The 21,162-nt window shown below is 73.8% G+C and carries 21 protein-coding genes; 15 read left to right on the top strand and 6 right to left on the bottom strand.

What is annotated here, in order from left to right; genetic code table 11:
* Positions 1-108 precede the first annotated feature (108 nt).
* The 3 genes from VR894_RS01285 to VR894_RS01275 form a co-directional block, all read right to left on the bottom strand.
* Positions 109-1,278 carry a glucose-1-phosphate adenylyltransferase family protein gene (locus VR894_RS01285; protein ID WP_324649490.1) on the bottom strand — a complete coding sequence of 390 codons (1,170 nt, stop codon included), beginning with the start codon at positions 1,276-1,278 and terminating at the stop codon, positions 109-111.
* 36 nt (positions 1,279-1,314) lie between these two features.
* Entirely contained in the window at positions 1,315-1,524 is a 210-nt protein-coding gene (locus VR894_RS01280; protein ID WP_324649489.1) for a helix-turn-helix domain-containing protein, read from the bottom strand.
* 94 nt (positions 1,525-1,618) lie between these two features.
* Positions 1,619-2,788 carry an acetoin utilization protein AcuC gene (locus VR894_RS01275; RefSeq protein WP_324649488.1) on the bottom strand — a complete coding sequence of 390 codons (1,170 nt, stop codon included), beginning with the start codon at positions 2,786-2,788 and terminating at the stop codon, positions 1,619-1,621.
* Positions 2,789-2,829: 41 nt separating this feature from the next.
* Here VR894_RS01275 and VR894_RS01270 point away from each other — a divergent pair, with 41 nt between their 5' ends.
* Genes VR894_RS01270 through disA form a run of 5 tightly spaced genes read left to right on the top strand, consistent with a single transcriptional unit; the run spans position 2,830 to position 8,467 of the window.
* Entirely contained in the window at positions 2,830-4,230 is a 1,401-nt protein-coding gene (locus VR894_RS01270) for a TrkH family potassium uptake protein (protein WP_324649487.1), read from the top strand.
* 38 nt (positions 4,231-4,268) lie between these two features.
* A complete protein-coding gene (locus tag VR894_RS01265) occupies positions 4,269-4,937 on the top strand; it encodes a TrkA family potassium uptake protein (protein WP_324649486.1) in 669 nt (222 codons plus the stop codon).
* Between the two features lie 32 nt (positions 4,938-4,969).
* Positions 4,970-5,860, top strand: a complete 891-nt coding sequence (locus VR894_RS01260) for an aldose-1-epimerase (RefSeq protein WP_324649485.1) — start codon at positions 4,970-4,972, stop codon at positions 5,858-5,860.
* A 49-nt stretch (positions 5,861-5,909) separates the two neighbouring features.
* The gene (gene radA / locus VR894_RS01255) at positions 5,910-7,340 is read left to right on the top strand and encodes a DNA repair protein RadA (protein ID WP_324649484.1); all 1,431 of its coding nucleotides are present in this window, start codon (positions 5,910-5,912) and stop codon (positions 7,338-7,340) included.
* Positions 7,341-7,393: 53 nt separating this feature from the next.
* Positions 7,394-8,467 (top strand): DNA integrity scanning diadenylate cyclase DisA, encoded by a 1,074-nt coding sequence (gene disA, locus VR894_RS01250; RefSeq protein ID WP_324649483.1) that lies wholly within the window; start codon positions 7,394-7,396, stop codon positions 8,465-8,467.
* A 12-nt stretch (positions 8,468-8,479) separates the two neighbouring features.
* On the opposite strand, the gene VR894_RS01245 is transcribed toward disA, so the two are convergent.
* Entirely contained in the window at positions 8,480-9,109 is a 630-nt protein-coding gene (locus VR894_RS01245; protein WP_324649482.1) for a hypothetical protein, read from the bottom strand.
* 68 nt (positions 9,110-9,177) lie between these two features.
* Here VR894_RS01245 and VR894_RS01240 point away from each other — a divergent pair, with 68 nt between their 5' ends.
* The gene (locus tag VR894_RS01240) at positions 9,178-10,068 is read left to right on the top strand and encodes an A/G-specific adenine glycosylase (protein WP_324649481.1); all 891 of its coding nucleotides are present in this window, start codon (positions 9,178-9,180) and stop codon (positions 10,066-10,068) included.
* Between the two features lie 114 nt (positions 10,069-10,182).
* On the top strand, positions 10,183-10,638 hold the full coding sequence (locus VR894_RS01235) for a hypothetical protein (protein WP_324649480.1): 456 nt from the start codon (positions 10,183-10,185) through the stop codon (positions 10,636-10,638).
* Between the two features lie 24 nt (positions 10,639-10,662).
* On the opposite strand, the gene VR894_RS01230 is transcribed toward VR894_RS01235, so the two are convergent.
* Entirely contained in the window at positions 10,663-11,217 is a 555-nt protein-coding gene (locus VR894_RS01230) for an amino-acid N-acetyltransferase (protein ID WP_324649479.1), read from the bottom strand.
* Positions 11,218-11,320: 103 nt separating this feature from the next.
* Here VR894_RS01230 and VR894_RS01225 point away from each other — a divergent pair, with 103 nt between their 5' ends.
* The 3 genes from VR894_RS01225 to VR894_RS01215 all read left to right on the top strand — a co-directional run bounded on the left by VR894_RS01225 (position 11,321) and on the right by VR894_RS01215 (position 13,820).
* Entirely contained in the window at positions 11,321-11,770 is a 450-nt protein-coding gene (locus tag VR894_RS01225; RefSeq protein ID WP_324649478.1) for a Fur family transcriptional regulator, read from the top strand.
* Positions 11,767-13,305 (top strand): catalase, encoded by a 1,539-nt coding sequence (locus VR894_RS01220; RefSeq protein WP_324649477.1) that lies wholly within the window; start codon positions 11,767-11,769, stop codon positions 13,303-13,305. Before VR894_RS01225 ends, VR894_RS01220 begins: the two co-directional genes overlap by 4 nt.
* 161 nt (positions 13,306-13,466) lie before the next feature.
* Positions 13,467-13,820 carry a nuclear transport factor 2 family protein gene (locus tag VR894_RS01215; protein WP_324649476.1) on the top strand — a complete coding sequence of 118 codons (354 nt, stop codon included), beginning with the start codon at positions 13,467-13,469 and terminating at the stop codon, positions 13,818-13,820.
* A 35-nt stretch (positions 13,821-13,855) separates the two neighbouring features.
* Here VR894_RS01215 and VR894_RS01210 read toward each other — a convergent pair whose 3' ends face one another.
* Positions 13,856-15,028 carry an acyl-CoA dehydrogenase family protein gene (locus VR894_RS01210; protein ID WP_324649475.1) on the bottom strand — a complete coding sequence of 391 codons (1,173 nt, stop codon included), beginning with the start codon at positions 15,026-15,028 and terminating at the stop codon, positions 13,856-13,858.
* Between the two features lie 99 nt (positions 15,029-15,127).
* On the opposite strand from VR894_RS01210, the gene VR894_RS01205 reads away from it, so the two are divergent.
* The 5 genes from VR894_RS01205 to VR894_RS01185 all read left to right on the top strand — a co-directional run bounded on the left by VR894_RS01205 (position 15,128) and on the right by VR894_RS01185 (position 21,156).
* Positions 15,128-15,949, top strand: a complete 822-nt coding sequence (locus VR894_RS01205) for an alpha/beta fold hydrolase (protein WP_324649474.1) — start codon at positions 15,128-15,130, stop codon at positions 15,947-15,949.
* An 11-nt stretch (positions 15,950-15,960) separates the two neighbouring features.
* Complete coding sequence (locus VR894_RS01200) at positions 15,961-16,812, top strand: DUF4349 domain-containing protein (RefSeq protein WP_324649473.1); 852 nt, start codon at positions 15,961-15,963, stop codon at positions 16,810-16,812.
* A 147-nt stretch (positions 16,813-16,959) separates the two neighbouring features.
* Positions 16,960-18,363, top strand: coding sequence for an HNH endonuclease (locus VR894_RS01195; protein WP_324649471.1), 1,404 nt, complete (start codon positions 16,960-16,962; stop codon positions 18,361-18,363).
* A 53-nt stretch (positions 18,364-18,416) separates the two neighbouring features.
* Positions 18,417-19,406 carry a hypothetical protein gene (locus VR894_RS01190; protein ID WP_324649470.1) on the top strand — a complete coding sequence of 330 codons (990 nt, stop codon included), beginning with the start codon at positions 18,417-18,419 and terminating at the stop codon, positions 19,404-19,406.
* 76 nt (positions 19,407-19,482) lie between these two features.
* Entirely contained in the window at positions 19,483-21,156 is a 1,674-nt protein-coding gene (locus VR894_RS01185) for a VWA domain-containing protein (protein WP_324649469.1), read from the top strand.
* Positions 21,157-21,162 lie beyond the last annotated feature (6 nt).

The following is a 21,162-nucleotide window of genomic DNA, read 5'->3' as shown; positions in this document are numbered from 1 at the left end:
AAACCTCACAGTGCTGGGTGAGCCGGAACGGTGGCGCGCAGCACGGTGACTACACGCAGAACGTCACGAGTCTAGCGTCTCCACCCGACCGGCGCGGTGCGGCGGTCGTCACGCCGGGTAGCGGCCCCCCGCGGGGACCCGCTTGCGCGGGTGGACGACACTGCGCGCCCCGATGAGGGCGATGTCGTCCTGGGCGCCGCCGCCGCCGACCTGGGCCCGTCCCCGGACCCGCGCCGCCTCGTCGACGACGCTGCGCCGCACCCGCGCGCCCGGGCCGATCCGGACGTCGTCGAGCAGGACGGAGTCGACGACCTCGGCGTCCGGTGCCACCTGCACGCCCGGCCCGAGGACGCTGTGGCGCACCGTCCCCTCGACGACGACCCCGGGTGCGAGCAGCGAGTCCTCGACCGTCCCGCGCGCGTGGACGCGGGCACCGACGTGGCGCTGCGACCGGGTGCGGACGGGCCATGCCGGGTCGTCGAGGTCGAACGGCGGCTGCTCGATGAGCTCCATGTGCGCCGACCAGTACGCCTCCACCGTCCCGACGTCCTGCCAGTAGCCGGTGTGCCGGTACTCCGCGGCACCACCCCGCTCGACCATCGCCGGCAGCACCTGCTCCCCGAGGTCACCCAGGCCCTCGTCCGGGCGCGCCTCGGCGGCGGCCTCGAGCGTGCCGACGAGGGCGGCCGGGTCGAAGGCGAACACCTCGGTGGTGACCACGCGGGAGGGCGGGTCGTCCGGCTTGAGCTCGTACTGCTGGATGCGCCCGCCCTCGGCGACGACGACGCCGTAGCGCGTGACGTCGCCGTCGTGCCGGGTGGTCACCATGGTGACCTCGGCCCCGCTGTCGAGGTGGTGGGCGACGACGTCGGCGTAGTCCATCCGGTAGACCGCGTCGGCGGAGGCGACCAGGACGACCTCGGGGTCGTGGCCACGGATGAGGTCGGCCTTGCGCCACAGCGCGTCCGCGGTCCCGGTGTGCCAGCCCTCGCGCTCGTCACCCCGGTGCGGTCCGAGGAGCATGAGCCCGCCGCGCGACCGGTCGAGGTCCCACGGGCGTCCGCCCGCCAGGTGCTCGGTGATCGACTCCGGCTCGAACTGCTCGATGACCCACACGTCGCTGATGCCGCTGTTCGCGGCGTGCGAGAGGGGGAAGTCGATGAGGCGGTGGCTGCCGCCGAAACGCAGGGCGGGCTTGGCCCGACGCTCGGTCAGCGTCTCCAGGCGGGAGCCCGCGCCGCCGGCGAGGACGATGAGCAGGGTACGCGTCGGGGCCATCGCGGAATCGTCTCGCGAGCGGGCGCCCGGCGCGCGCTATCGGGCCTGGCTCTCCGGGTTCCAGTCCCCGACACCGCTGCTGAGCATCTCCTCGACGGCGTGCTGCGGGACGCGGAAGGAGCGACCGACGCGGACGGCGGGGATGTCTCCGGCGTGCACCATGCGGTACACCGTCATCTTCGACACCCGGAGGAGCTCGGCAACCTCGGCCACCGTGAGGAACCGCGGCGCCTGTCGCTCGGCCATGTCCACCTACCCGTGTCGTGTTCAGGCGCGACTGCGCCGGAGATACGCTCGAACTCTAGAGGCTGGGGCCGGTTTTGGGAAACGTTCGGCGGGCTCACAGCTGCTGGGGGTCGAGCCCACGCCACGGGAACGTCGCGCCGCGGGACGCCATGATGGCCCGGTCGACGGCGTCGTCGGGGTTGTACCCGGAGGACCACGGCCGGTAGTCGGCCGTCACGTCGTCGGTCATCCGCAGCGGCGCCTCGACGTCCGCCAGCTCGGCGATCTCCGCGCGCCACGGCTCGGGCACGGCGGTCGCCGGGTCGATCGGTCGCCCGGCGACGATCGCGGCCAGGTGGGTCCACACGCGTGGGACGACGGACACGACCTCGTAGCCGCCGCCGCCGGTGGCGACCCACCGGCCCCCGGCGTGCTCGTCGGCGAGCTCGGCCATGAGGAGGGCGGCCCGTCGCTGGGCGTCGACGGAGACGGACAGCTCGGCCAGCGGGTCCAGGGCGTGGGAGTCGCAGCCGTGCTGCGTGACGAGCAGCTGGGGCGCGAAGTCCTGGACCAGGGGCAGGACGACGGCGTCGAGCACCCGCAGCCACGCGGCGTCCCCGGTGCGCGGCGGGAGCGCCACGTTGACGGCGCCGCCGCGCGCCGCGGGGCCGCCGACGTCCTGGGCGTAGCCCGTCCCGGGGAAGAGGGTCCCGGGATGCTGGTGCACCGAGATGGTCAGGACGCGGTCGTCGTCCCAGAAGGCGCGCTCCACGCCGTCGCCGTGGTGGGCGTCGAGGTCGACGTAGGCGACCCGCTCGGCACCCGCGGCCAGGGCTGCCGCGATCGCGACGGCGACGTCGTTGTAGACGCAGAATCCCGAGGCACGGGCCGGCATGGCGTGGTGCATGCCGCCGGCGAGGCTCAGCGCACGGGGCGCGTGTCCCTCCCACACGGCTGTCACCGCGCGGAGCGTGGACCCGACCACACGCGCGCCCGCGGCGTGGATGTTCCCGAAGATCGGGTTGTCCGGCTCCCCGAGGCCGTGCGCCGGGTCGGGGTGACCGTCCTCGGCCGCACGCACTGCGGCGAGGTAGTCCGCCTCGTGCACCCGGAGCAGCGCCGCGTCGTCGGCGGGGACGACCGGCTCGACGGCGAAGGCGTCGAGCACCCCCAGGTGCCGCATCAGCCCGTGGGTGAGCGCGAGGCGCAGCGGAGCCATCGGGTGGCCCGCGCCGAAGTCGTACTCGAGGAGGTCCTCGCTCCACAGGAGCAGCGGCTTGGGCATGCTTCACGGTAACGCGGGCCGGGGTCTGGCAAGGTGTGCGCGTGACCACCGCACGCAGCGAGAGTCGGCCGGCCCTGCCGACCCGGGTGCTCGGCGCGCTCCGCGACGCGGTCGACCACATCGCCCGCCACTCCCCCGCCCGCCTGGCCCTCCTCGTGTTCGCCGGGATCATCGCCGTCGTCACCGGGCTGCTGTCCCTGCCTGCCGCGACCCGGAGCGGCGAGCGGGCACCGTTCGTCGACGCCCTCTTCACCGCCGTGTCGGCCGTCTGCGTCACCGGGCTGACCACCGTGCCGACCGCGACCTACTGGTCCGGGCTGGGCCAGGCGGTCATCCTCGTCGGCATCAAGATCGGTGGCCTGGGCGTCATGACGCTGGCCTCGATCCTCGGGCTCGCGGTCTCACGCCGGATCGGGCTCACCCAGCGGCTGCTCGCCGCCTCGGAGCGGAAGACGACGCGGCTGGGTGAGGTCGGCACGCTCGTGCGCGCCGTCGTCGTCGCGTCGCTGGTCATCGAGCTGGTGCTGTTCCTCGTGCTCGTCCCCCGCTTCCTGGCCATGGGCGAGTCGATCGCCGAGGCCCTGTGGCACGGGTTGTTCATGGCCCTGTCGATCTTCAACAACGCCGGCTTCATCGTCCTCGAGGGTGGCCTCGAGCAGTTCGTCGGCGACTGGTGGATGTGCCTGCCGATCATCGTCGGGGGGGCCGTCGGAGCGCTCGGCTTCCCGGTGATCCTCAACCTCGCCGAGCGGGTGCGCCACACCCGGTGGCTGACCCTGCACACCAAGCTCACGCTCGTGACCTACGCGGTGCTCGCCGTCGGGGGCACGCTCGGCTTCGCGGCCTTCGAGTGGCGCAACGCCTCCACCCTGGCACCGCTGCCGGTCGCCGACCGCGTGCTCGCGTCGCTGCTCGCCGGCGTCAACTCCCGGTCCTCGGGGCTGAGCACGGTGGAGGTCGCGGACATGAGCGACACGACGCGCTTCATGCAGGACGCGCTCATGTTCGTCGGTGGCGGCTCGGCGTCGACCGCAGGAGGCATCAAGGTCACCACCTTCGCCGTCCTCGTGCTCGCGATCATCGCCGAGGCGCGCGGCGACCGGGACGCGGAGGCCTTCGGACGGCGGGTGGGCACGATCACCATCCGCCTCGCCGTCGCCGTGGCCTTCCTCGGTGCCACGCTGGTGGGCGTCGCCACGCTGCTGCTGCTGGTCTTCACCGACCACGAGCTCGAGCTCGTGCTCTTCGAGGTGATCTCGGCCTTCGCGACCGTCGGGCTGAGCACGGGCATCTCACCGGTGCTCCCCGACGCAGGGAAGTACGTGCTGGCCGCGCTGATGTTCGCGGGCCGGCTCGGGACCATCACCCTCGCCGGCGCACTGGCCCTGCGGCAGCGCCGACGCGTGATCCGGATGCCGGCCGAGCCGCCGATCGTCGGCTGACACGGGCACACTGGGCCCGACGGAAGGAAGGTGCGCACATGGCGCAGAGGGACGCCCCGCGCGCGAGCGCGGTACTGGTCATCGGCCTCGGCCGGTTCGGCTCCGCCCTGGCGGCGACGCTGGAGGACATCGGTCGGGAGGTGCTTGCCGTCGAGAAGGACGAGCACCTCGTGTCCCAGTGGTCGGGGCGGCTACCGGTCATCGAGGCCGACGCCACCAACCCCGACGCGCTCGACCAGCTGGGCGCGCAGGACTTCTCCGTCGTCGTCGTCGGGGTCGGCACGTCGCTGGAGGCCAGCGTGCTCATCACCGCCAACCTCGTGGACATGGAGGTTCCCCAGATCTGGGCGAAGGCCACCTCGGCGGAGCACGGCAGGATCCTGCGCCGGATCGGTGCCCACCACGTCGTCTACCCGGAGCACGACGCCGGCCAGCGGGTGGCGCACATGGTCTCCGGGCGCATGCTCGACTACATCGAGATGGAGGACGGCTTCACCATCGTCAAGATGCGGCCACCGCGGGAGACCCACGGCTTCACGATCGGCCAGTCGCAGATCCGGGCGCGCTACGGCGTCACCGTGCTCGGCGTGAAGTCCCCCGGCGAGGCCTTCGAGTACGCGACCGAGGAGACCCTCATCCACCCCGGGGACACGATCATCGTGTCCGGTGACTCGAGCCTCCTCGAGACCTTCGCCGCCCGGCCCTGAGTCCGCGTCCCCACTGCGTCTCGAGGAGAGTCATGACCGTTCCCGCGCCCGCCGTCACCCTCACCTCCGGTGACTACACCGCGACGATCGTGCCGGTCGGCGCCGGTCTGGCGGGTCTGCAGCACCGCGGCCGGCAGGTCGTCGTCGGGCACGACCCGGCCGAGCTGCCGCTCGGGTACCCCGGCGCCACGCTCGTCCCGTGGCCCAACCGGATCACCGACGGCACCTACGAGTACGACGGCGAGACCCACCGGGTCCCCGTCAACGAGCACGAGACGAACGCGGCACTGCACGGCCTGGCGTGCTGGAGCGTGTGGGACGTCGTCGCGCAGTCCGACGCGCACGTCGTGCTGGAGCTCGAGATCGCTCCCCGCTACGGCTACCCGTTCCACCTCCACAGCCGCGTCACCTACCGCCTGGACGCGGACGACGGGCTGGGTGTGGAGATCACGACGACGAACATCGGTGCCCGCACCGCGCCCTACGGGTCCTCGACGCACCCGTACCTCACGTGCGACCTGCAGCCGGTCGACGAGTGCGTGCTCCGTGCCCCGGCCCGGTCGGTCCTCACCGTCGACGACCGGTTGCGACCGGTCTCGACCGTGCCCGCCGCGGACGCCGGCCTGGCCCTGCCCGGGGACGCGCCGCTGGGGGACACGCGCATCGACCACGCCTACACCGACCTGCCGACCGGCGGCTGGACCGTCACGCTCACCAGCGCGGAGCGGGCGCTGCAGGTCCGGCTCCACGCCGACGCGCCGTGGCTGCAGATCTACAGCGGCGAGCTGGTCGGGCGCCGCGGCGTGGCGGTGGAACCGATGACCTGCCCGCCGGACGCCTTCAACTCCGGCACGGACCTCGTCGAGCTCGCCACCGGGGACTCCCACACGCTGCGGCTCCGGATCGACGCCGTCGACGTCTGACCCGCGCCGGTCGAGGAGGATGTCACCGCCTCCCGTTACCGTCGACGTCATGAGCACCACCGCCAGGGCCCAGCGCCCCGCCTACCGCTGCGCCGAGTGCGGCTGGAGCACGGCCAAGTGGGTGGGCCGGTGCGGGGAGTGCCAGGCGTGGGGAACGGTGGCCGAGGCGGGTGCCGCGGCCACCAGCCGCACCCCGGCGGCCGCCCGGCCCGCGCTCGCGGCGCAGCGCATCGCCGACGTCGACGTCGACACCGCCCGTGCCCGGCCCACCGGGGTCGGCGAGCTCGACCGCGTCCTCGGCGGCGGCATCGTGCCCGGTGCCGTCGTCCTCCTCGCCGGCGAGCCGGGTGCCGGGAAGTCGACGCTGCTGCTCGACGTCGCCGCACGGGCAGCCGAGCAGTCCACGGGCCAGGTGCTCTACGTCACCGGGGAGGAGTCGGCCAGCCAGGTGCGTCTGCGCGCCGAGCGGATCGGCGCGCTGGCCGAACGCCTGCTGCTCACCGCGGAGAACGACCTCGCCACCGTGCTCGGCCACATCGAGGCCGCCGAGCCCTCCCTCGTCGTCGTCGACTCCGTGCAGACCATCGCGTCCGGTCAGGTCGACGGCGCGGCCGGGGGCGTCAGCCAGGTGCGTGAGGTGGCCGCGGCACTGATCGGTGCGGCGAAGAAGCGCCACATCCCCGTCGTCCTCGTCGGGCACGTGACCAAGGACGGGTCGCTCGCCGGCCCGCGGGTGCTGGAGCACCTCGTCGACGTCGTGTGCCAGTTCGACGGCGACCGTCACTCCAGGCTGCGGCTGCTGCGCGCCACGAAGAACCGCTACGGCCCCACCGACGAGGTCGGCTGCTTCGAGCTGTCCGACACGGGCATCCGGGGCCTGGCGGACCCCTCGGGCCTGTTCCTCTCCGACGCGCGCACCACGCCGGTGCCCGGTACCTGCGCCTCGGTGAGCCTCGAGGGCCGTCGCCCGATGCCCACCGAGATCCAGGCGCTCGTCGCCGCCAGCTCGTTGAGCAACCCCCGCCGGACGACCTCCGGCGTCGACGGCTCCCGCACCGCCATGACGCTGGCCGTGCTCCAGGCACGCCTCGGTCTGGACCTCACCGGACGCGACGTCTACGTCTCGACCGTCGGCGGGGCACGTGCCGTCGAGCCGGCGGTCGACCTCGCCGTCGCGCTCTCGGTGGCCAGCGCCGCGTCCGACCGGCCGCTCGTCGGTGGCGTCGTCGCGATCGGGGAGGTCGGGCTCACGGGCGACGTCCGGGCGACGGTGGGCGTCCAGCGACGGCTCAGCGAGGCGGCCCGCCTCGGCTTCACCACCGCCCTCGTCCCCCGCCACGGCGCCGAGCAGCTCAAGGCGGTCGCGGGCATCCGCGTGCGGCCCGTGGCCAACGTCCAGGAGGCGCTCCTCGTCGCGTTGCCCGGGCGTGCGGCGCCCACCGACGGGCGTGGCGGAGAGGCCGGACGGCCCGCGCCGTAGGATGACGCACGGAGCGTGCGCGCGACGCCCCCACGCCGACCCGAGGAGAGCACGTGCCCGAGCAGCCCGACAACCTGCTGCGCTCCACCCTGCAGGCCGTCGCCCCGGGTACCGAGCTGCGGGACGGCCTCGAGCGGATCCTGCGCGGGCGGACGGGCGCGCTCATCGTGCTCGGCTACGACGACCTCGTCGAGACGATCTGCTCGGGCGGTTTCGACCTCGACGTCGAGTTCTCGGCCACGCGGCTGCGTGAGCTGGCCAAGATGGACGGCGCCGTCGTCGTCGACTACGCCCGCCAGCGCATCCGGCGCGCCAACGTCCAGCTCATGCCGGACACGAGCGTGGAGACGAGCGAGTCGGGCATGCGGCACCGCACCGCCGAGCGCGTGGCGAAGCAGACCGGCTACCCGGTGATCACGGTGAGCCAGTCGATGCGGATCGTGGCGCTGTACGTCGACGGCGTGCGTCACGTCGTCGAGGACTCCAGCGCGATCCTCTCCCGGGCCCACCAAGCCCTGGCGACCCTCGAGCGGTACAAGGCGCGCCTGGACGAGGTCTCCGGGACGCTCGCCGCCCTCGAGATCGAGGACCTCGTCACCGTCCGGGACGTCACGACCGTCGTCCAGCGGCTGGAGATGGTCTCCCGCATCTCGGCCGAGATCGACGGCTACGTCATCGAGCTCGGAGCCGACGGACGGCTGCTGTCCCTCCAGCTGGACGAGCTCATCGGCGGTCTCGCGCCGGACCGCGAGTTCATCATCCGCGACTACTCCGCGCGGGCGGCCGACAACGTCACCGGGGTGCTCACCCGGCTGGCCGCGCTGTCCTCGGCCGAGCTCATCGAGATGTCGGCGATCGCCCGCGCCCTGGGCATCGGCGGACCGGACGGGCAGTCGCTGGACGACCCCCTGAGCCCGCGCGGCTTCCGCATGCTCTCCCGCATCCCACGACTGCCCTCGGCAGTCGTGTCGGCACTGGTCGAGCACCTCGGCCCGCTGCAGAAGCTGCTCGCGGCGAGCACCGAGGAGCTGCAGCAGGTCGACGGTGTGGGTCCCCAGCGGGCCCGGTCTGTGCGCGAGGGGCTCTCCCGGCTCGCCGAGTCCTCGATCCTCGAGCGCTACGTCTGACCGGTCGTGCGGTCAGCCGACCGTGAAGACGCGGCCCGCGCCGCGCTCGACGGGCTCGCCGTCGAGCGTCACCGACACCCGGTAGGTCCCCGTCCCGGCCTGCGGCTGGTCGCCGGCGCAGCCCTCGGCGGAGCGGCGGCCGTCCCAGGGGACGGCGACGGAGGTCTCGGTCCCGACGTCGAGGAGCAGCTCCTTCGTCGCCTCGTCCCCGCAGTGGTCCGAGCGCCACACGGTGTCGGAGCCCGAGCTCACGGAGGCGACGAAGGTCGCCGGCCCGGCGTCCAGGAGGCAGGGTGCGGCGCCGGTGTTGGTGAGCGTCACGAGGAACTGGACGCCGGACCCGGGCGCGGGCGTCTGCGGGTCGAGCGCGAGGCTCGTGTCCAGGGCTGCGGAGTCGCAGGCGACCACCTCGCCGGGGGACGCCGCCTCCTCGGCGGGCGCGTCCTCGGAAGGTGCTGCGGCGGCTGCGGCGTCCGGCCCCACGCCCGTGTCCTGCCCCCGACCGAGGAGCGCGGTCACGCCCCAGGCGACCGCCCCGACGACGACGAGCAGGACGACGAGCGCGACGATGCGGCGCCGGCGGTACACCGCCGGGGAGGGGCGGGCTGGTCCGGGCCGCCGACCGGTCGTCGTGGTGCTCACGGTCCGACGGTAGGCACGTCGTGCGGCATGCCGACGGCGGCTCGCCGGAGCGGGGCACACTGGTGGTGATGCTCTCGCCCGACCTCCACGCCACGGTGGCCGCCTGGTACACCGTCAACGCCCGTGACCTGCCGTGGCGGCGCCCCGGCACGACGGCGTGGGGAGTGCTCGTCAGCGAGGTCATGTCCCAGCAGACCCCCGTCGCACGGGTGGCCCCGGTGTGGGAGGCCTGGATGTCCCGCTGGCCGCGCCCGGAGGACCTCGCGGGGGCGAGCCCCGCGGACGTGCTGCGCGCCTGGCAGCGGCTCGGCTACCCGCGCCGCGCGCTGCGACTGCGGGAGTGTGCGGCGGCGGTCGTGGAGCGCTTCGGTGGTGCCGTCCCGACGACGGAGGAGGAGCTGGTGAGCCTCCCCGGGGTCGGTGCCTACACCGCGGCTGCCGTCGCGAGCTTCGCTCACCGGAGGCGCGCCCTCGTCCTCGACACGAACGTGCGCCGGGTGCTCGGCCGCGTGGCCGAGGGCCGGGCGCTGCCGCCGCCCGGCCTCACCGTCGCCGAGCGGGCCCGCGCCGCCGAGCTGCTCCCCGCGGAGCCGGCCCTCTCGGTGCGCTGGAACGAGGGCCTCATGGAGCTCGGCGCGCTCGTCTGCACCGCTCGGTCACCGCGCTGCGACGCCTGCCCGCTCGCGGACCGGTGCCGGTGGCTGCTGGCCGGGTCGCCACCGGACGAGCACTCCGCGCGCCGCCGCACCCAGCGCTGGCACGGCACGGACCGCCAGGCCCGGGGGCGGGTGATGGCTCGCCTGCGCGAGCTGCCCGACGACGGCGACCTCGCGCAGGAGGAGCTCCTCGCGCCCCTGGGCATGGCCGACCCCGAGCAGCCGCGTCGGGCGCTCGCCTCGCTGCTCGCCGACGGACTCGTCGCGGAGCGGGGTCCCGGCCGCTACGGCCTGCCCCGCTGACGCCGGCGGGCCGGGACGCGTCACCGCCTCGGCCGCCACCCGCGAGGACGCGACCGCGTGGCCGGCCGGCGGGCACGGTGCCGGTCACCACGTCGGCCGATCTAGGCTGCTCGGGTGGACAGCCCCTCACCGGTGCCGCAGGACGTGCGGCTCGCGCGCGCGATCCGGGCCCTTCGGGACACCGTCATCGGCTGCGGCGCCGCCTGCCTCGGCCTGGCCGTGGTCGCCAGCGCGATCCTGGCCCTCTCCGGCTCCGACCCCACCCTCACCGGCCCGGCCGTCACGGTCCTCGGCGGCGGTCAGCTCCTCGCGCTCGTCGGCGCGGTGGTGGGCGGGCTCGGGCTGCGTGGCGTCCTGCGCGGTGAGGCCGCCGGAGCGGTCCTCGCCACGGCGCGACGGCGCCTGCGTCTGGTGGCCCGGGCCGTGCTCGTCTGGTGCGTCGCCGCGTCCGCCGCCTGGACGATCGCCGAGCCCACCATCGCGCTCCTCGTGCTGGCGCTCGCCGCGGTGACGGCACAGCTCGCCGCCGTCGTCGTCGTGCTGCGACGGCGCCTGGCGCGCGCCACCTGACGGCGGGCGGGTCCCGAGGGGCTGCTAGAGCTCGAGGAGCATCCGCGAGTTGCCCAGGGTGTTGGGCTTGACCCTGGCGAGGTCGAGGAACTCGGCGATCCCGTCGTCGTGCGAGTGCAGCATCTGGGCGTACACGTCGGTGCCCACGGGCGTCCCCTCGATGACCTCGAAGCCGAGCTGACGGAAGAAGTCGACCTCGAAGGTGAGGCAGAAGACCCGCTGCAGGCCCAGCTCGCGTGCCCGCTCGACGAGGGCGACCAGGACGTGCCGGCCCACGCCCCGGCGCTGGACGTCACGGTGGACGGCCAGCGTGCGGACCTCGGCGATGTCGTCCCACAGGACGTGCAGCGCGCCGCACCCGACGACCTGCCACGTGCCGTCGTCGTCGGGGAGCTCGGCGACGAGGAACTCCTGGATGGACTCGAAGTAGGCGATGAGGTCCTTGTCGATGAGGATCCGCTCGGCCGCGTAGGGCTCGACGAGCTCGAAGATGCGACGGGCGTCCGCCGGGAGCGCCGGTCGGACGATGACCGAAGGTCGCTGCGCCCCTTCCGGGTAGGCGCCGCTCGTCGTGCTCATCGCCCGATGATGGCACGCAGCCCGCCCCGGGGCGCTGCGCGCCACACCGCTTCGAACCGCCCCAATACTTGAACGGTTCCAGTTAAACGACTAGTGTCGCCGTATGCCCACCGACCACGCCGAGCTGCTGCGCGCCGCCGACCTCAGGGTCACCGCACCGCGCCTGGCCGTGCTCGCGGCGGTGGCAGCACACCCCCATGCGACCGCGGAGGAGATCCGTCGCCGGGTCCACGAGCGCCTCGGGACCGTGTCGACGCAGGCGGTCTACGACGTCCTCCATGCCCTGACCGACGCCTCGATCCTGCGGCGCATCGAGCCGGAGGGCTCACCGGGCCGCTTCGAGCTCTTCCGGGGCGACAACCACCACCACGTCGTGTGCCGCACCTGCGGCGACGTCGGCGACGTGCCGTGCGCCGTCGGGCACGCCCCGTGCCTCACCGCCAGCAACGACCACGGCTTCGCCATCGACACGGCCGAGGTCCTGTACTGGGGCACCTGCCCCTCCTGCCTTTCCCGACAGCAGTCATCCGTATCGCAGAAGGAGACACTATGACCGACACCGTCCCCGGCCCCCAGCCGACGGGCTCGACCACCGGCTTCGGCACGCCGAACCCCTCGGACCGCAACTCGCTGTCCATCGGGAGCAACGGCCCGCTGCTTCTCCACGACGTCCGGCTCGTCGAGACCCTCGCCCACTTCAACCGTGAGCGCGTCCCGGAGCGCAACCCCCACGCCAAGGGCGCCGGGGCGTTCGGCACCTTCACCACCACCGAGGACGTCAGCCGGTACACCAAGGCCGCGCTCTTCCAGCCGAGCGCCACCACCGACATGCTCGCCCGCTTCTCCACGGTCGCCGGCGAGCAGGGCTCGCCCGACACGTGGCGCGACGTCCGCGGCTTCTCGCTGAAGTTCTACACCAGCGAGGGCAACTTCGACCTCGTGGGGAACAACACCCCGGTCTTCTTCGTCCGCGACCCCATGAAGTTCCCCCACTTCATCCGCTCGCAGAAGCGCATGCCGGGCTCCGGGCTGCGTGACAACACCATGCAGTGGGACTTCTGGACGCAGAACCCCGAGTCGGCCCACCAGGTCACCTACCTCATGGGCAACCGCGGCCTCCCCCGCACCTGGCGGCACATGAACGGCTACGGCTCGCACACCTACATGTGGGTCAACGCCCAGGGTGAGCGGTTCTGGGTGAAGTACCACTTCCACACCGAGCAGGGCCTGCAGGATCTGAGCAACGCCGAGGCCGAGGCGCTGGCCGGCTCGGACGCGGACTACCACCGCCGCGACCTCCACGACGCGATCGAGCGTCGCGAGTTCCCGCGCTGGACCCTGTCGGTCCAGGTCATGCCCTACGAGGACGCCAAGACCTACCGCTTCAACCCCTTCGACCTCACCAAGGTGTGGCCGCACGGGGACTACCCGCTCATCAAGGTCGGCACGATGGAGCTCAACCGCAACCCGCAGAACTTCTTCGCCGAGATCGAGCAGGCCGCGTTCGCCCCGTCCAACACGGTCCCCGGCATCGGCTTCTCGCCGGACAAGATGCTGCTCGGTCGCGTGTTCTCCTACGCCGACGCGCAGCGCGCCCGGATCGGGACGAACTACCACCAGCTCCCGGTCAACAAGCCGGTCGTCGAGACGAACGACTACCTCTTCGACGGCAACATGACCTTCGAGCACTCCGGCACCGCGCCGGTCTACGTCCCCAACTCCTACGGCCGCCCCTACGCCGACGAGACCGGCCCGGTCGACGACGGCTGGGAGGCTGACGGCGAGATGGTGCGCAGTGCGTACTCCCTGCACGCCGAGGACGACGACTTCGGCCAGCCGGGCACCCTCGTCCGGGAGGTCTACACCGAGGAGCAGCGTCAGGGGCTGGTCGAGACCGTCGCCGGCTCGCTGCTCGGCGGCGTCGAGGAGCCGGTGCTGTCCAACGCCTTCCAGTACTGGAGGAACGTCGACCAGACCATCGGCGAGCGCATCGAGGCCGCCTACCGGGCCGGCAAGGGTGAGGAGCACGTCGGCGGCGACCCCGTCGAGGCGACCACCGAGGCCGAGCTCGCGTCCGTGGAGGCCTGACCCTCCGAGTGCCTGGGGCCCGGTGACCGCGCACGCGGTCGCCGGGCCCTTCGCGTTCCCGCCGACCGCCAAACCGCTCGACAGCCGACGGAGGGACTGCCTACCGTCGCTCCGGTCAGCTGACTGCCGGCGCGGACCGGCACGGACGAGAGGAGCCGACGATGACGGAGCCCCGTGAGCTCGAGCGCCAGGGCTGGCAGGCCCTGTCCACCGACGCCGCGAGCGCCACCGCGTTCTACGACGAGGTGCTGGACGCCGACGTCCGGATGCTGTTCCCCGGCGGGTTGATGCTCACGGAGAGGGCGCAGATCCTCGCGACGATGGGCGGTCCTGCCTGGGACTCCTTCGAGCTGTCCGGGCTCGAGGAGCTGCGCCCGACGGACGACGTCGCCGTCGTCACCTACGAGGTCGAGGCAGCCCGGGGTGGACAGCCGTACTCCGCCCTCGTCGCCAGCCTCTACGTGCGCCGCTCGGCCGGCTGGCGGATGGTCAGCCACCAGCACACGCCGCGGTGAGCCGTCCCGCGCACCGCCCGTGACAGCGGTCGCGCTCAGTCCTCGGCGGGCGGCCAGTCGACGACGGGGCCGAGCATCGCGTTGGCCCAGGCCCCATGGACCGACTCGTCGTCGCTCGGGTGGAAGATCCCGGCGAGAACGTCGCGGTAGAGCCGCGAGAGCTCGGCGCGGTTGACGTACGACGAGCCGCCCGAGACGCGCACGGCCTTCTCGACGACGTCCTTGGCCACCTCGGTCGCGCGCACCTTGACGGCGGACAGCTGCGGGAGCCACAGCGGTCCGCGGTCGACCTGGTCGTCGACGTCCCGGGCGATCTGCGCGATCTGGGGGTAGACGCCGTCGAGCTGGATCGCCGCGTCCGCCAGCCGCCACCGGATCGCGGGGTCGTTCGCGTACGGGGCGCCGTCGTTCGCGCGGGACCGCCTCGTGCGGACGGTGCGCACGGCGACGTCGATCGCCCGCTGGGCGATGCCGGTGTAGACGCTGGCGAGCAGGATCTCGAAGCTCGCGAAGATCCCGAAGATGAAGGGGTCCATGGTCGGGCCCGGCGGGATGCGCCGCACGATCCGCTCGGCGGGGGCGTGGGCGCCGGTGAGCACGGTGGTGCAGGACTGCGAGGCGCGCATGCCCATCGCGTCCCAGTCGTCCCTGACCTCGACGCCGCCACCGTCGCGCGGCACGAAGCCCCACACGTTGTGCGGGCCGTCGTCCCCGCTGGAGTCGGTGCCGAACGTGCCGAGCCTCGTCCAGGCGGGGGAGAGCGAGGTGAAGATCTTCGTGCCGTGGAAGGAGTAGCCACCCGCGCCGTCGGGCACGGCGTCGCTACCAGAGCCGAAGAGGACGAGGTCGTTGCCGGCCTCGGAGACCCCGAAGGCGAAGACCTCACCCGCCGCCGCCTCCTCGAGGATGAAGTCGCAGGAGCCGTCACCGCGCGCCCGCACCGTGCGGGCGACGCTCACCCAGACGTGGTGCATGTTGACGGCCAGCGCGGTCGCCGGCGCGGCACCGGCCAGGCGCATCTGCTCGCGGGTCATCTGCTCGAGCGTCAGCCCGGCGCCGCCGAGCTCGGTCGGCACCATCGCCCGGAGGTAGCCGGACTCGGCGAGCTCGGCGAGGTCCTCGGTGAAGAACGCGTTCGCCCGGTCGTAGTCGGCGGCACGGGAGCGGATCCGGTCGAGCAGGTCGTCGGGCAGGAGGTCGGTGGCCATGCCCCGAGGTTACGGCCGCTCACCACCCGGGGCAGGACGGTGGCTCGCCCACGGCGTGAACCGCCACCGCCCCGACGGTCGGCTGGCTACCGTGCCCCCATGCCGGGGATCACGGTGGAGGTATGGGGCGCGGGTGAGCGCGTCGTGCTCGTGCACGGTTCGCTGGCCACCGGGCCGTCCGAGTGGCGGTGTCAGCGGCCGCTCGCCGACGAGGGGTACGAGGTCGTGGTGCCGACCCGCCGCGCGTACGTGCACACGAGTGTCGGGGAGGACTTCCTCTCCGACGGTGCGGACGTCGCCGAGCTGCTCGGCGACGGAGCGCACCTCGTGGGTCACTCCTACGGCGGGCTCGCTGCCCTGGTGGCCGCCGACCTGCGACCCGAGGCGGTGCGATCGCTCGTGCTCGCGGAGCCGCCGCTGTTCCAGGTCGCGGCGGACCACCCCGCCGTCCGCCGGCTGGAGCTCCGACTGAGGGCGGCGTTCGCGAGCCGGACAGGCGACCGAGAGTTCCTCGAGCACTTCCTGCACGTCGTCGGGGTGCCCGTGGACGAGCTCTCCGCGGCGTTGCTCGACGAGCTGGTGGCACTCGTGCCGGCGCTCCGGAGGGCGCGGCAGCCGTGGGAGGCGCGGGTGCCGGTGGACGGGCTTCGCACCGCGCCGTACCCGGTCGTCGCGGTCTCGGGGCGCCACGACGAGGCGTTCCACGCTGTCTGTGCCGCCCTGGCTCACGACCACCGCGCGGAGCTGCGCGTGATCCAGGGGGCGGGGCACGAGGTCCAGACGGTCGCCGAGGAGTTCAACGCCGTGCTGCGGGACCTCTGGCACGGCTCGCGTGAGCGGGCGCCCGACGGTGTCTCGGGACGGTGCCGGTTGGGTCACGGTTCGGCCACAGGCCCGTCGGGAACCCCGGCTCCGGGCTAGCGTCGCGGGGCATGAGGCTCCTGCGAACAGTGGCGTTCACCCTCCTGGTCCTGCTCGGCCTCGGCGCGTGCTCGGGAAGCGACGACGCCGGGACGGCCGACTCGAGCGGCGGGGACGACGGCGCGGTCGAGCAGGCCGCGGACGCCGACGGCGCGGAGGGCGGCGGGGACGGGGAGGAGAGCTCCCGGGAGGTCGTCACCACCGGGTCGCTCACCCTCGTGGCCGCGGACCCGTCGCCCGCGATGGACGAGGTGGTCCGGCTCGTCGAGGGCGTGGGCGGCCGGGTGGAGGAGCGCACCGAGCAGGCGCGGACGGAGGGCAGCGAGGCGTACGGCTGGCTCACGGTCCGGGTCCCGGCCGCCGAGCTCACGGCCACCGTCGACGCCGTCGAGGAGCTCGGCGAGGTCACCGACCTGTCCATCAGCTCCGAGGACGTCACCCGACGTGGGCGCGACCTCGACGCCCGGATCGCGGCGCTGCAGACGTCGACCGAGCGGCTGCTCACCCTCATGGCCGAGGCGGAGTCCAACGAGGCACTCCTCGCCGCGGAGGGTGCGCTGAGCCAGCGACAGAGCGAGCTGGAGTCCCTCCAGTCGGAGCGTGCCTACCTGAGCGAGCAGGTCGCGATGTCGTCGTTGCACATCACGGTGTCCGCCGACCGGCCCGCCCAGCTCGAGGCGGGCGGCTTCCTCGGCGGCCTGGAGACCGGCTGGAACGCGTTGGTGACCTTCGCGAGTGGCGTGCTCGTCGTCCTCGGCGCGGTGCTGCCGTGGCTGCTCGTCCTGGGGGTGCCGCTCGCCCTCGTCGCGGTGGTCGCACGGCGCCGACGGCGCGCGACGGCGAAGGCTGCGCCCGCCGGCTAGCCCGACTGGCCGCGGGGCCTCCTCGGGCCGCGCGGGCAGCGGTGCCCTGCTCCACAGTCCTGCCCTGCGCATGCTCGATCCACAGTTCGCGTCCACTTTTCCGCGCCATGCCAACGAAATGTCGGTGGTCGTTCCTACCGTGGACACATGGTCGACAACGGCTCCGCGCCCCTCCCGGTGGGCGTCACCGACGTGGCGGAGATGCGCCGGCTGCTCGAGTGCCTGGATCCCGCTGTCACCGTGGACACGGCGAGCCGGGCCGGGCGCCGGGCAGCGCCCCTCGCCGACCCTGCCCGCGGCGGCCACGGGCTGACGCAGGCACAGTGCATCGACCTGCTGCGCGAGCTGGAGGACCTCAAGGCTGCCGCGGCGGGCGCCCAGGCGGTGGTGACCGCCCACCTGGCGCAGGCCAGGCACGACGCCGAGCAGGCGGCCGGGGTCCCCGCGGACGCGCGGTGCAAGGGGCTGGCGAGCGAGGTCGCGCTGGCGCGGCGGCTCTCACCCCACCGCGGCGGACAGCACCTCGGCATGGCACGCACCCTGCGGGAGGACATGCCGCACACCCTCGCCGCGCTCCGCACGGGCCTGCTGAGCGAGTGGCGCGCCACGCTCCTCGTCCGCGAGAGCATCTGCCTCGGCACAGCGGAACGGCGCGCGTTCGACGGCGAGATGTGCACCGACCTCGACCGGCTCGACGGCTGGGGGGACCGGCGGCTCGTGGCCGAGGCGAAGAAGGTCGCCTACCGGCTCGACCCGCACAGCGTCGTCGAGCGTGCTGCCCGGGCGGAGAAGGACCGGTGCGTCAGCATCCGGCCGGCACCGGACACGATGGCCTACCTCACCGCGCTCCTGCCGGTGAGCCGCGCCGTCGCGGCGCACGCCGCCCTGCTCGCGGCCGCCACCGCCGCCCAGGCCTCCGGAGACGGCCGCAGCCGCGGGCAGGTCATGGCCGACACCCTCGTCTCGCGGCTCACCGGTACCGACGCGGACGTCCCCGCCTCGGTCGAGGTCCAGCTCGTCATGACGGACCACTCCCTCCTCGCCGGCGGGGAGGAGCCCGCACAGCTCGCCGGCCATGGGACCGTCCCTGCCGCCTGGGCCCGTGACCTCGTGGACCGCGCCCTCCGGTGTGAGGCGGGGGTGTGGCTGCGGCGGCTGTTCACCGATCCGGCCGACCAGCTGGTCGCCATGGAGTCGCGCCGCCGGACGGCGCCGGCCGGCCTCGCCCGCTTCATCGCCGTCCGCGACGGCGGCACGTGCCGCACCCGCTGGTGCGACGCGCCGATCCGCCACATCGACCACGTCGTCGACCACAGCGTCGGCGGCGCCACGACCGCCGCCGGTCTCCAGGGATGCTGCGAGCGGTGCAACTACGTCAAGACGGCGCCGGGGTGGCGGGCCCGACCGGTCCTCGCCGAGGGCCCTGCGCCAGAAGGGCCGCGTGCCGGCCCGGTCGTCGAGACCCGCACGCCCACCGGCCACGTCTACCGGTCCCGTCCGCCCGGACTGCCCCGAGTCCCCCGCGCTGCCCCTCCCCCGCGACGCGAGTGAGTGGCACCGGTCGCCACCGGTCCCCACCGGTCCCCACCGGTAAGGTCGCGAGCATGTCGGCACGCAGGCTGGTCGGTGTCGCGGCCGTGCTGCTCGTGCTGACCGCTCCGCCCGGCGCCACCACACCGCCCGCCGCGGCCTCACAGGGCGGACACGCCTCGGCCACCGGTGTCACCGCGGTCGCCGGAGAGGTGGAGCTCGACGTCACCACCAGTGGGGCGATCGGGCGCCTGGCCCCCATGGTCGACCGCCTCACCGCCGGACCGGTCGTCCGGGGCCGTGCGCTCACCGCGGTCACGGCCGGGACCCCGGCCGAACCCGCGGGGACGGAGAGCGACTCCCTGGGACCCGTCGAGCTCGGGTCGCTGCTCGTCGCGGAGGCGGTCACCGCCGAGACGCGACGGGTCGAGGACGGCGTGCTGTCCGCCGAGTCCGGCGTCGGGGGTGGCCGCGTCGCGGTTCTCGGTCTGCCCGTGCTCGACGTCGGACCCGTCACCTCCCGGGTCACCACCCACCCCGAGGAGCCGCCCACCGCACGCACGAGCGTAAGTGGGCTGGAGGTGTTCGGCTCTCCCGTGACCCTGCCCCAGGACCGGGACGTCGACCTGTCCCTCGCCCTGAGCACCGACCAGGTCCTCGAGCTCCTCGGGGAGCTCGTCCCGGAGGTGTCGGCGGTGACCGGCCTGCTCACCAGGGTGGCGGGAGCCGCGGGCACGGTCGACGTGACCGTGCGGAGCGTCGGCGAGGCCGACGAGGACGCCGGCGCCGCGCACGCGGCCGGGTTCATCGCCGAGATCACTCTCCGCCTGGACGTCGACCTCTGCGTGCCGAGCCTCCGCGGCGCGAGCTGCGCCGGTGCCCTGGACGTGGCCGTCGACGCCCGCGTGCTGGACCTCGAGCTCGCCGGGACCACGGTCGAGCGACCGGCACGCGTCGCGCGGTCCGGCACCGGTGTCGGGGTCGCGGTTGCGCTCGTGGCCCTCGGGGCCGCACTCCTCCTGGTCACGGGCGTACGGACGGTACGGCGCAGGCGAGAGAGCTGACCGCGCGGCGTCCGTCGGGCAGGTTCTCGGGCCCATTCCCTTCCGGCCCGCCCCTCGAGGGACTAGGTTCTGCTTCATGGCCAGTGCCGCAACGGAGCGGGGCCGGGGCACCGCCGTGCGCGTCCTCGGCCTTGTCGTGATCATCGCCGTGATCGCGGTGCTGGCGTGGGCCATCCTTCGCCAGTACGCCGCAGAGCCGGGTGCGCCGGCGGCGCCCGAGGACGAGGGTGCGGGCTGCGGACGCGAGGTCACCGTCCAGGTCACCACGACCTCGGACTTCGCGCCGGTCGTGGTGGCGGCCGGTGACCGTCTGCGGGCAGCGGACCCGTGCACCACGTACGCCGTCACCGCCCTCCCGTCGTCCCTCATGGCCGAGCAGATCCGCAGCGGCACCACCCTGTACCACGTGTGGATCCCCGACTCCGACGTCTGGGTGGAGCGGGTCAACCGGGACCCCTCGGCGCCCACCCTCACCACGGGCCCGGTCCTGGCAACGACACCCGTGGTGATCGGCGTCCCGAGCACCCAGGCGGCATCCACCGGGCTCAGCGGGGCCGTGCCGTGGCAGGAGATCCTCGGCGGGCCGCTCCACCCGCGCCTCGCCGACCCCGCGGAGTCGACGACGGGCCTGCTCCTGCTCCACTCCGCCGACGCGGCGCTGCGCGGGACGCCGCAGGGGGAGCGGCTGCTCGGCGCCGAGACGATCAGGATGTCCCGCGCGACGGCGAGCGACGACGACCTGCTCGCCCAGGCGAGCAGTGACGTGGAGGGTGTCACCGCCGTCGGGACCACCGAGCAGCGAGTCTTCCGGCAGCGCGCGCAGTACCCGGCGACGCCGCTGGAGGTGGTGGTCCCGGCCGAGGGGGCCGGCGCGCTGAGCTACTCGTGGGTCCCCCTTCCAGGGCCGGACCAGGGCGTCGGCATGCAGGACGCGCTGGCCGCGCTCGAGGAGGCCCTCACGGGGGAGCTCGGCTTGGCGGCCCTGCAGGAGGAGGGCTTCCGCGGCCCCGACGGCGGGTCGGCGCCGGACGTCCCCGGGATGCCTGCCGACGTGGTCACGACCGCACCCGCGCCGTCGGCGGCCGCGGCCGACGCGCTGGTGACGGCCTGGAACACCGTCGCGGTCGACATGCGCATGCTTGCCGTCATCGACGTCTCCGGATCGATGCTGCAGCCGGTCGGTGAGCAGACACGCATCGGCCTGGCCGCGGCCTCCGCCGGCACCGCCATGCAGATCTTCCCACCCACCTCCCAGGTGGGGCTGTGGGTGTTCTCCACCGACCACCGCGGCGGCAGCGACTGGACCGAGCTCGCCCCGATCGCGCCGCTGAACGCCGAGGACGGCGCCGGGACGCACCGTGATGCGCTCCTCGAGGCCGTCACCACGCTCCCGGGGCAGCCCCGTGAGGGGAGGGACACCGGTCTGTACGACACCGTGCTCGCCGCGTACTTGGAGGTGCAGGAGAACTTCGAGCCCGGGTACGTCAACTCGGTGGTCCTGCTCACCGACGGCGTCAACGAGGACGACGACGGCCTCTCGCTCAGCCAGCTGCTCGCGGAGCTGCAGGCTGCCGTCGACCCGAGCAAGCCGATCCCCGTCATCACCGTCGGCATGGGGCCCGGGACCGACGAGGAGGTGCTGCGCCTGATCGCGGCCCAGACCGGCGGCCGCAGCTACCTCGCGCGCAACCCCGCGGACATCAGCACCGTCTTCGTCGACGCGCTGACGCACCGCGCCCGCGTCGAGTAGCCGAGG

The sequence above is a fragment of the Georgenia sp. H159 genome (assembly GCF_035607575.1).
Taxonomy (GTDB): Bacteria; Actinomycetota; Actinomycetes; order Actinomycetales; family Actinomycetaceae; genus Oceanitalea.
This window is presented reverse-complemented; position numbering and strand designations above follow the sequence as displayed.

What these genes read in the sequence shown, in the direction of transcription:
- VR894_RS01195 (WP_324649471.1), top strand. Translation starts at nt 16,960, where the DNA reads ATGGTCGACAACGGCTCCGCGCCCCTCCCGGTGGGCGTCACCGACGTG.
- VR894_RS01190 (WP_324649470.1), top strand. Translation starts at nt 18,417, where the DNA reads ATGTCGGCACGCAGGCTGGTCGGTGTCGCGGCCGTGCTGCTCGTGCTG.
- VR894_RS01275 (WP_324649488.1), bottom strand. Translation starts at nt 2,788, where the DNA reads ATGCCCAAGCCGCTGCTCCTGTGGAGCGAGGACCTCCTCGAGTACGAC.
- VR894_RS01205 (WP_324649474.1), top strand. Translation starts at nt 15,128, where the DNA reads ATGCCGGGGATCACGGTGGAGGTATGGGGCGCGGGTGAGCGCGTCGTG.
- VR894_RS01215 (WP_324649476.1), top strand. Translation starts at nt 13,467, where the DNA reads ATGACGGAGCCCCGTGAGCTCGAGCGCCAGGGCTGGCAGGCCCTGTCC.
- VR894_RS01225 (WP_324649478.1), top strand. Translation starts at nt 11,321, where the DNA reads ATGCCCACCGACCACGCCGAGCTGCTGCGCGCCGCCGACCTCAGGGTC.
- VR894_RS01260 (WP_324649485.1), top strand. Translation starts at nt 4,970, where the DNA reads ATGACCGTTCCCGCGCCCGCCGTCACCCTCACCTCCGGTGACTACACC.
- VR894_RS01280 (WP_324649489.1), bottom strand. Translation starts at nt 1,524, where the DNA reads ATGGCCGAGCGACAGGCGCCGCGGTTCCTCACGGTGGCCGAGGTTGCC.
- VR894_RS01240 (WP_324649481.1), top strand. Translation starts at nt 9,178, where the DNA reads ATGCTCTCGCCCGACCTCCACGCCACGGTGGCCGCCTGGTACACCGTC.
- VR894_RS01200 (WP_324649473.1), top strand. Translation starts at nt 15,961, where the DNA reads ATGAGGCTCCTGCGAACAGTGGCGTTCACCCTCCTGGTCCTGCTCGGC.
- VR894_RS01285 (WP_324649490.1), bottom strand. Translation starts at nt 1,278, where the DNA reads ATGGCCCCGACGCGTACCCTGCTCATCGTCCTCGCCGGCGGCGCGGGC.
- VR894_RS01230 (WP_324649479.1), bottom strand. Translation starts at nt 11,217, where the DNA reads ATGAGCACGACGAGCGGCGCCTACCCGGAAGGGGCGCAGCGACCTTCG.
- VR894_RS01210 (WP_324649475.1), bottom strand. Translation starts at nt 15,028, where the DNA reads ATGGCCACCGACCTCCTGCCCGACGACCTGCTCGACCGGATCCGCTCC.
- VR894_RS01220 (WP_324649477.1), top strand. Translation starts at nt 11,767, where the DNA reads ATGACCGACACCGTCCCCGGCCCCCAGCCGACGGGCTCGACCACCGGC.
- radA (WP_324649484.1), top strand. Translation starts at nt 5,910, where the DNA reads ATGAGCACCACCGCCAGGGCCCAGCGCCCCGCCTACCGCTGCGCCGAG.
- VR894_RS01185 (WP_324649469.1), top strand. Translation starts at nt 19,483, where the DNA reads ATGGCCAGTGCCGCAACGGAGCGGGGCCGGGGCACCGCCGTGCGCGTC.
- VR894_RS01265 (WP_324649486.1), top strand. Translation starts at nt 4,269, where the DNA reads ATGGCGCAGAGGGACGCCCCGCGCGCGAGCGCGGTACTGGTCATCGGC.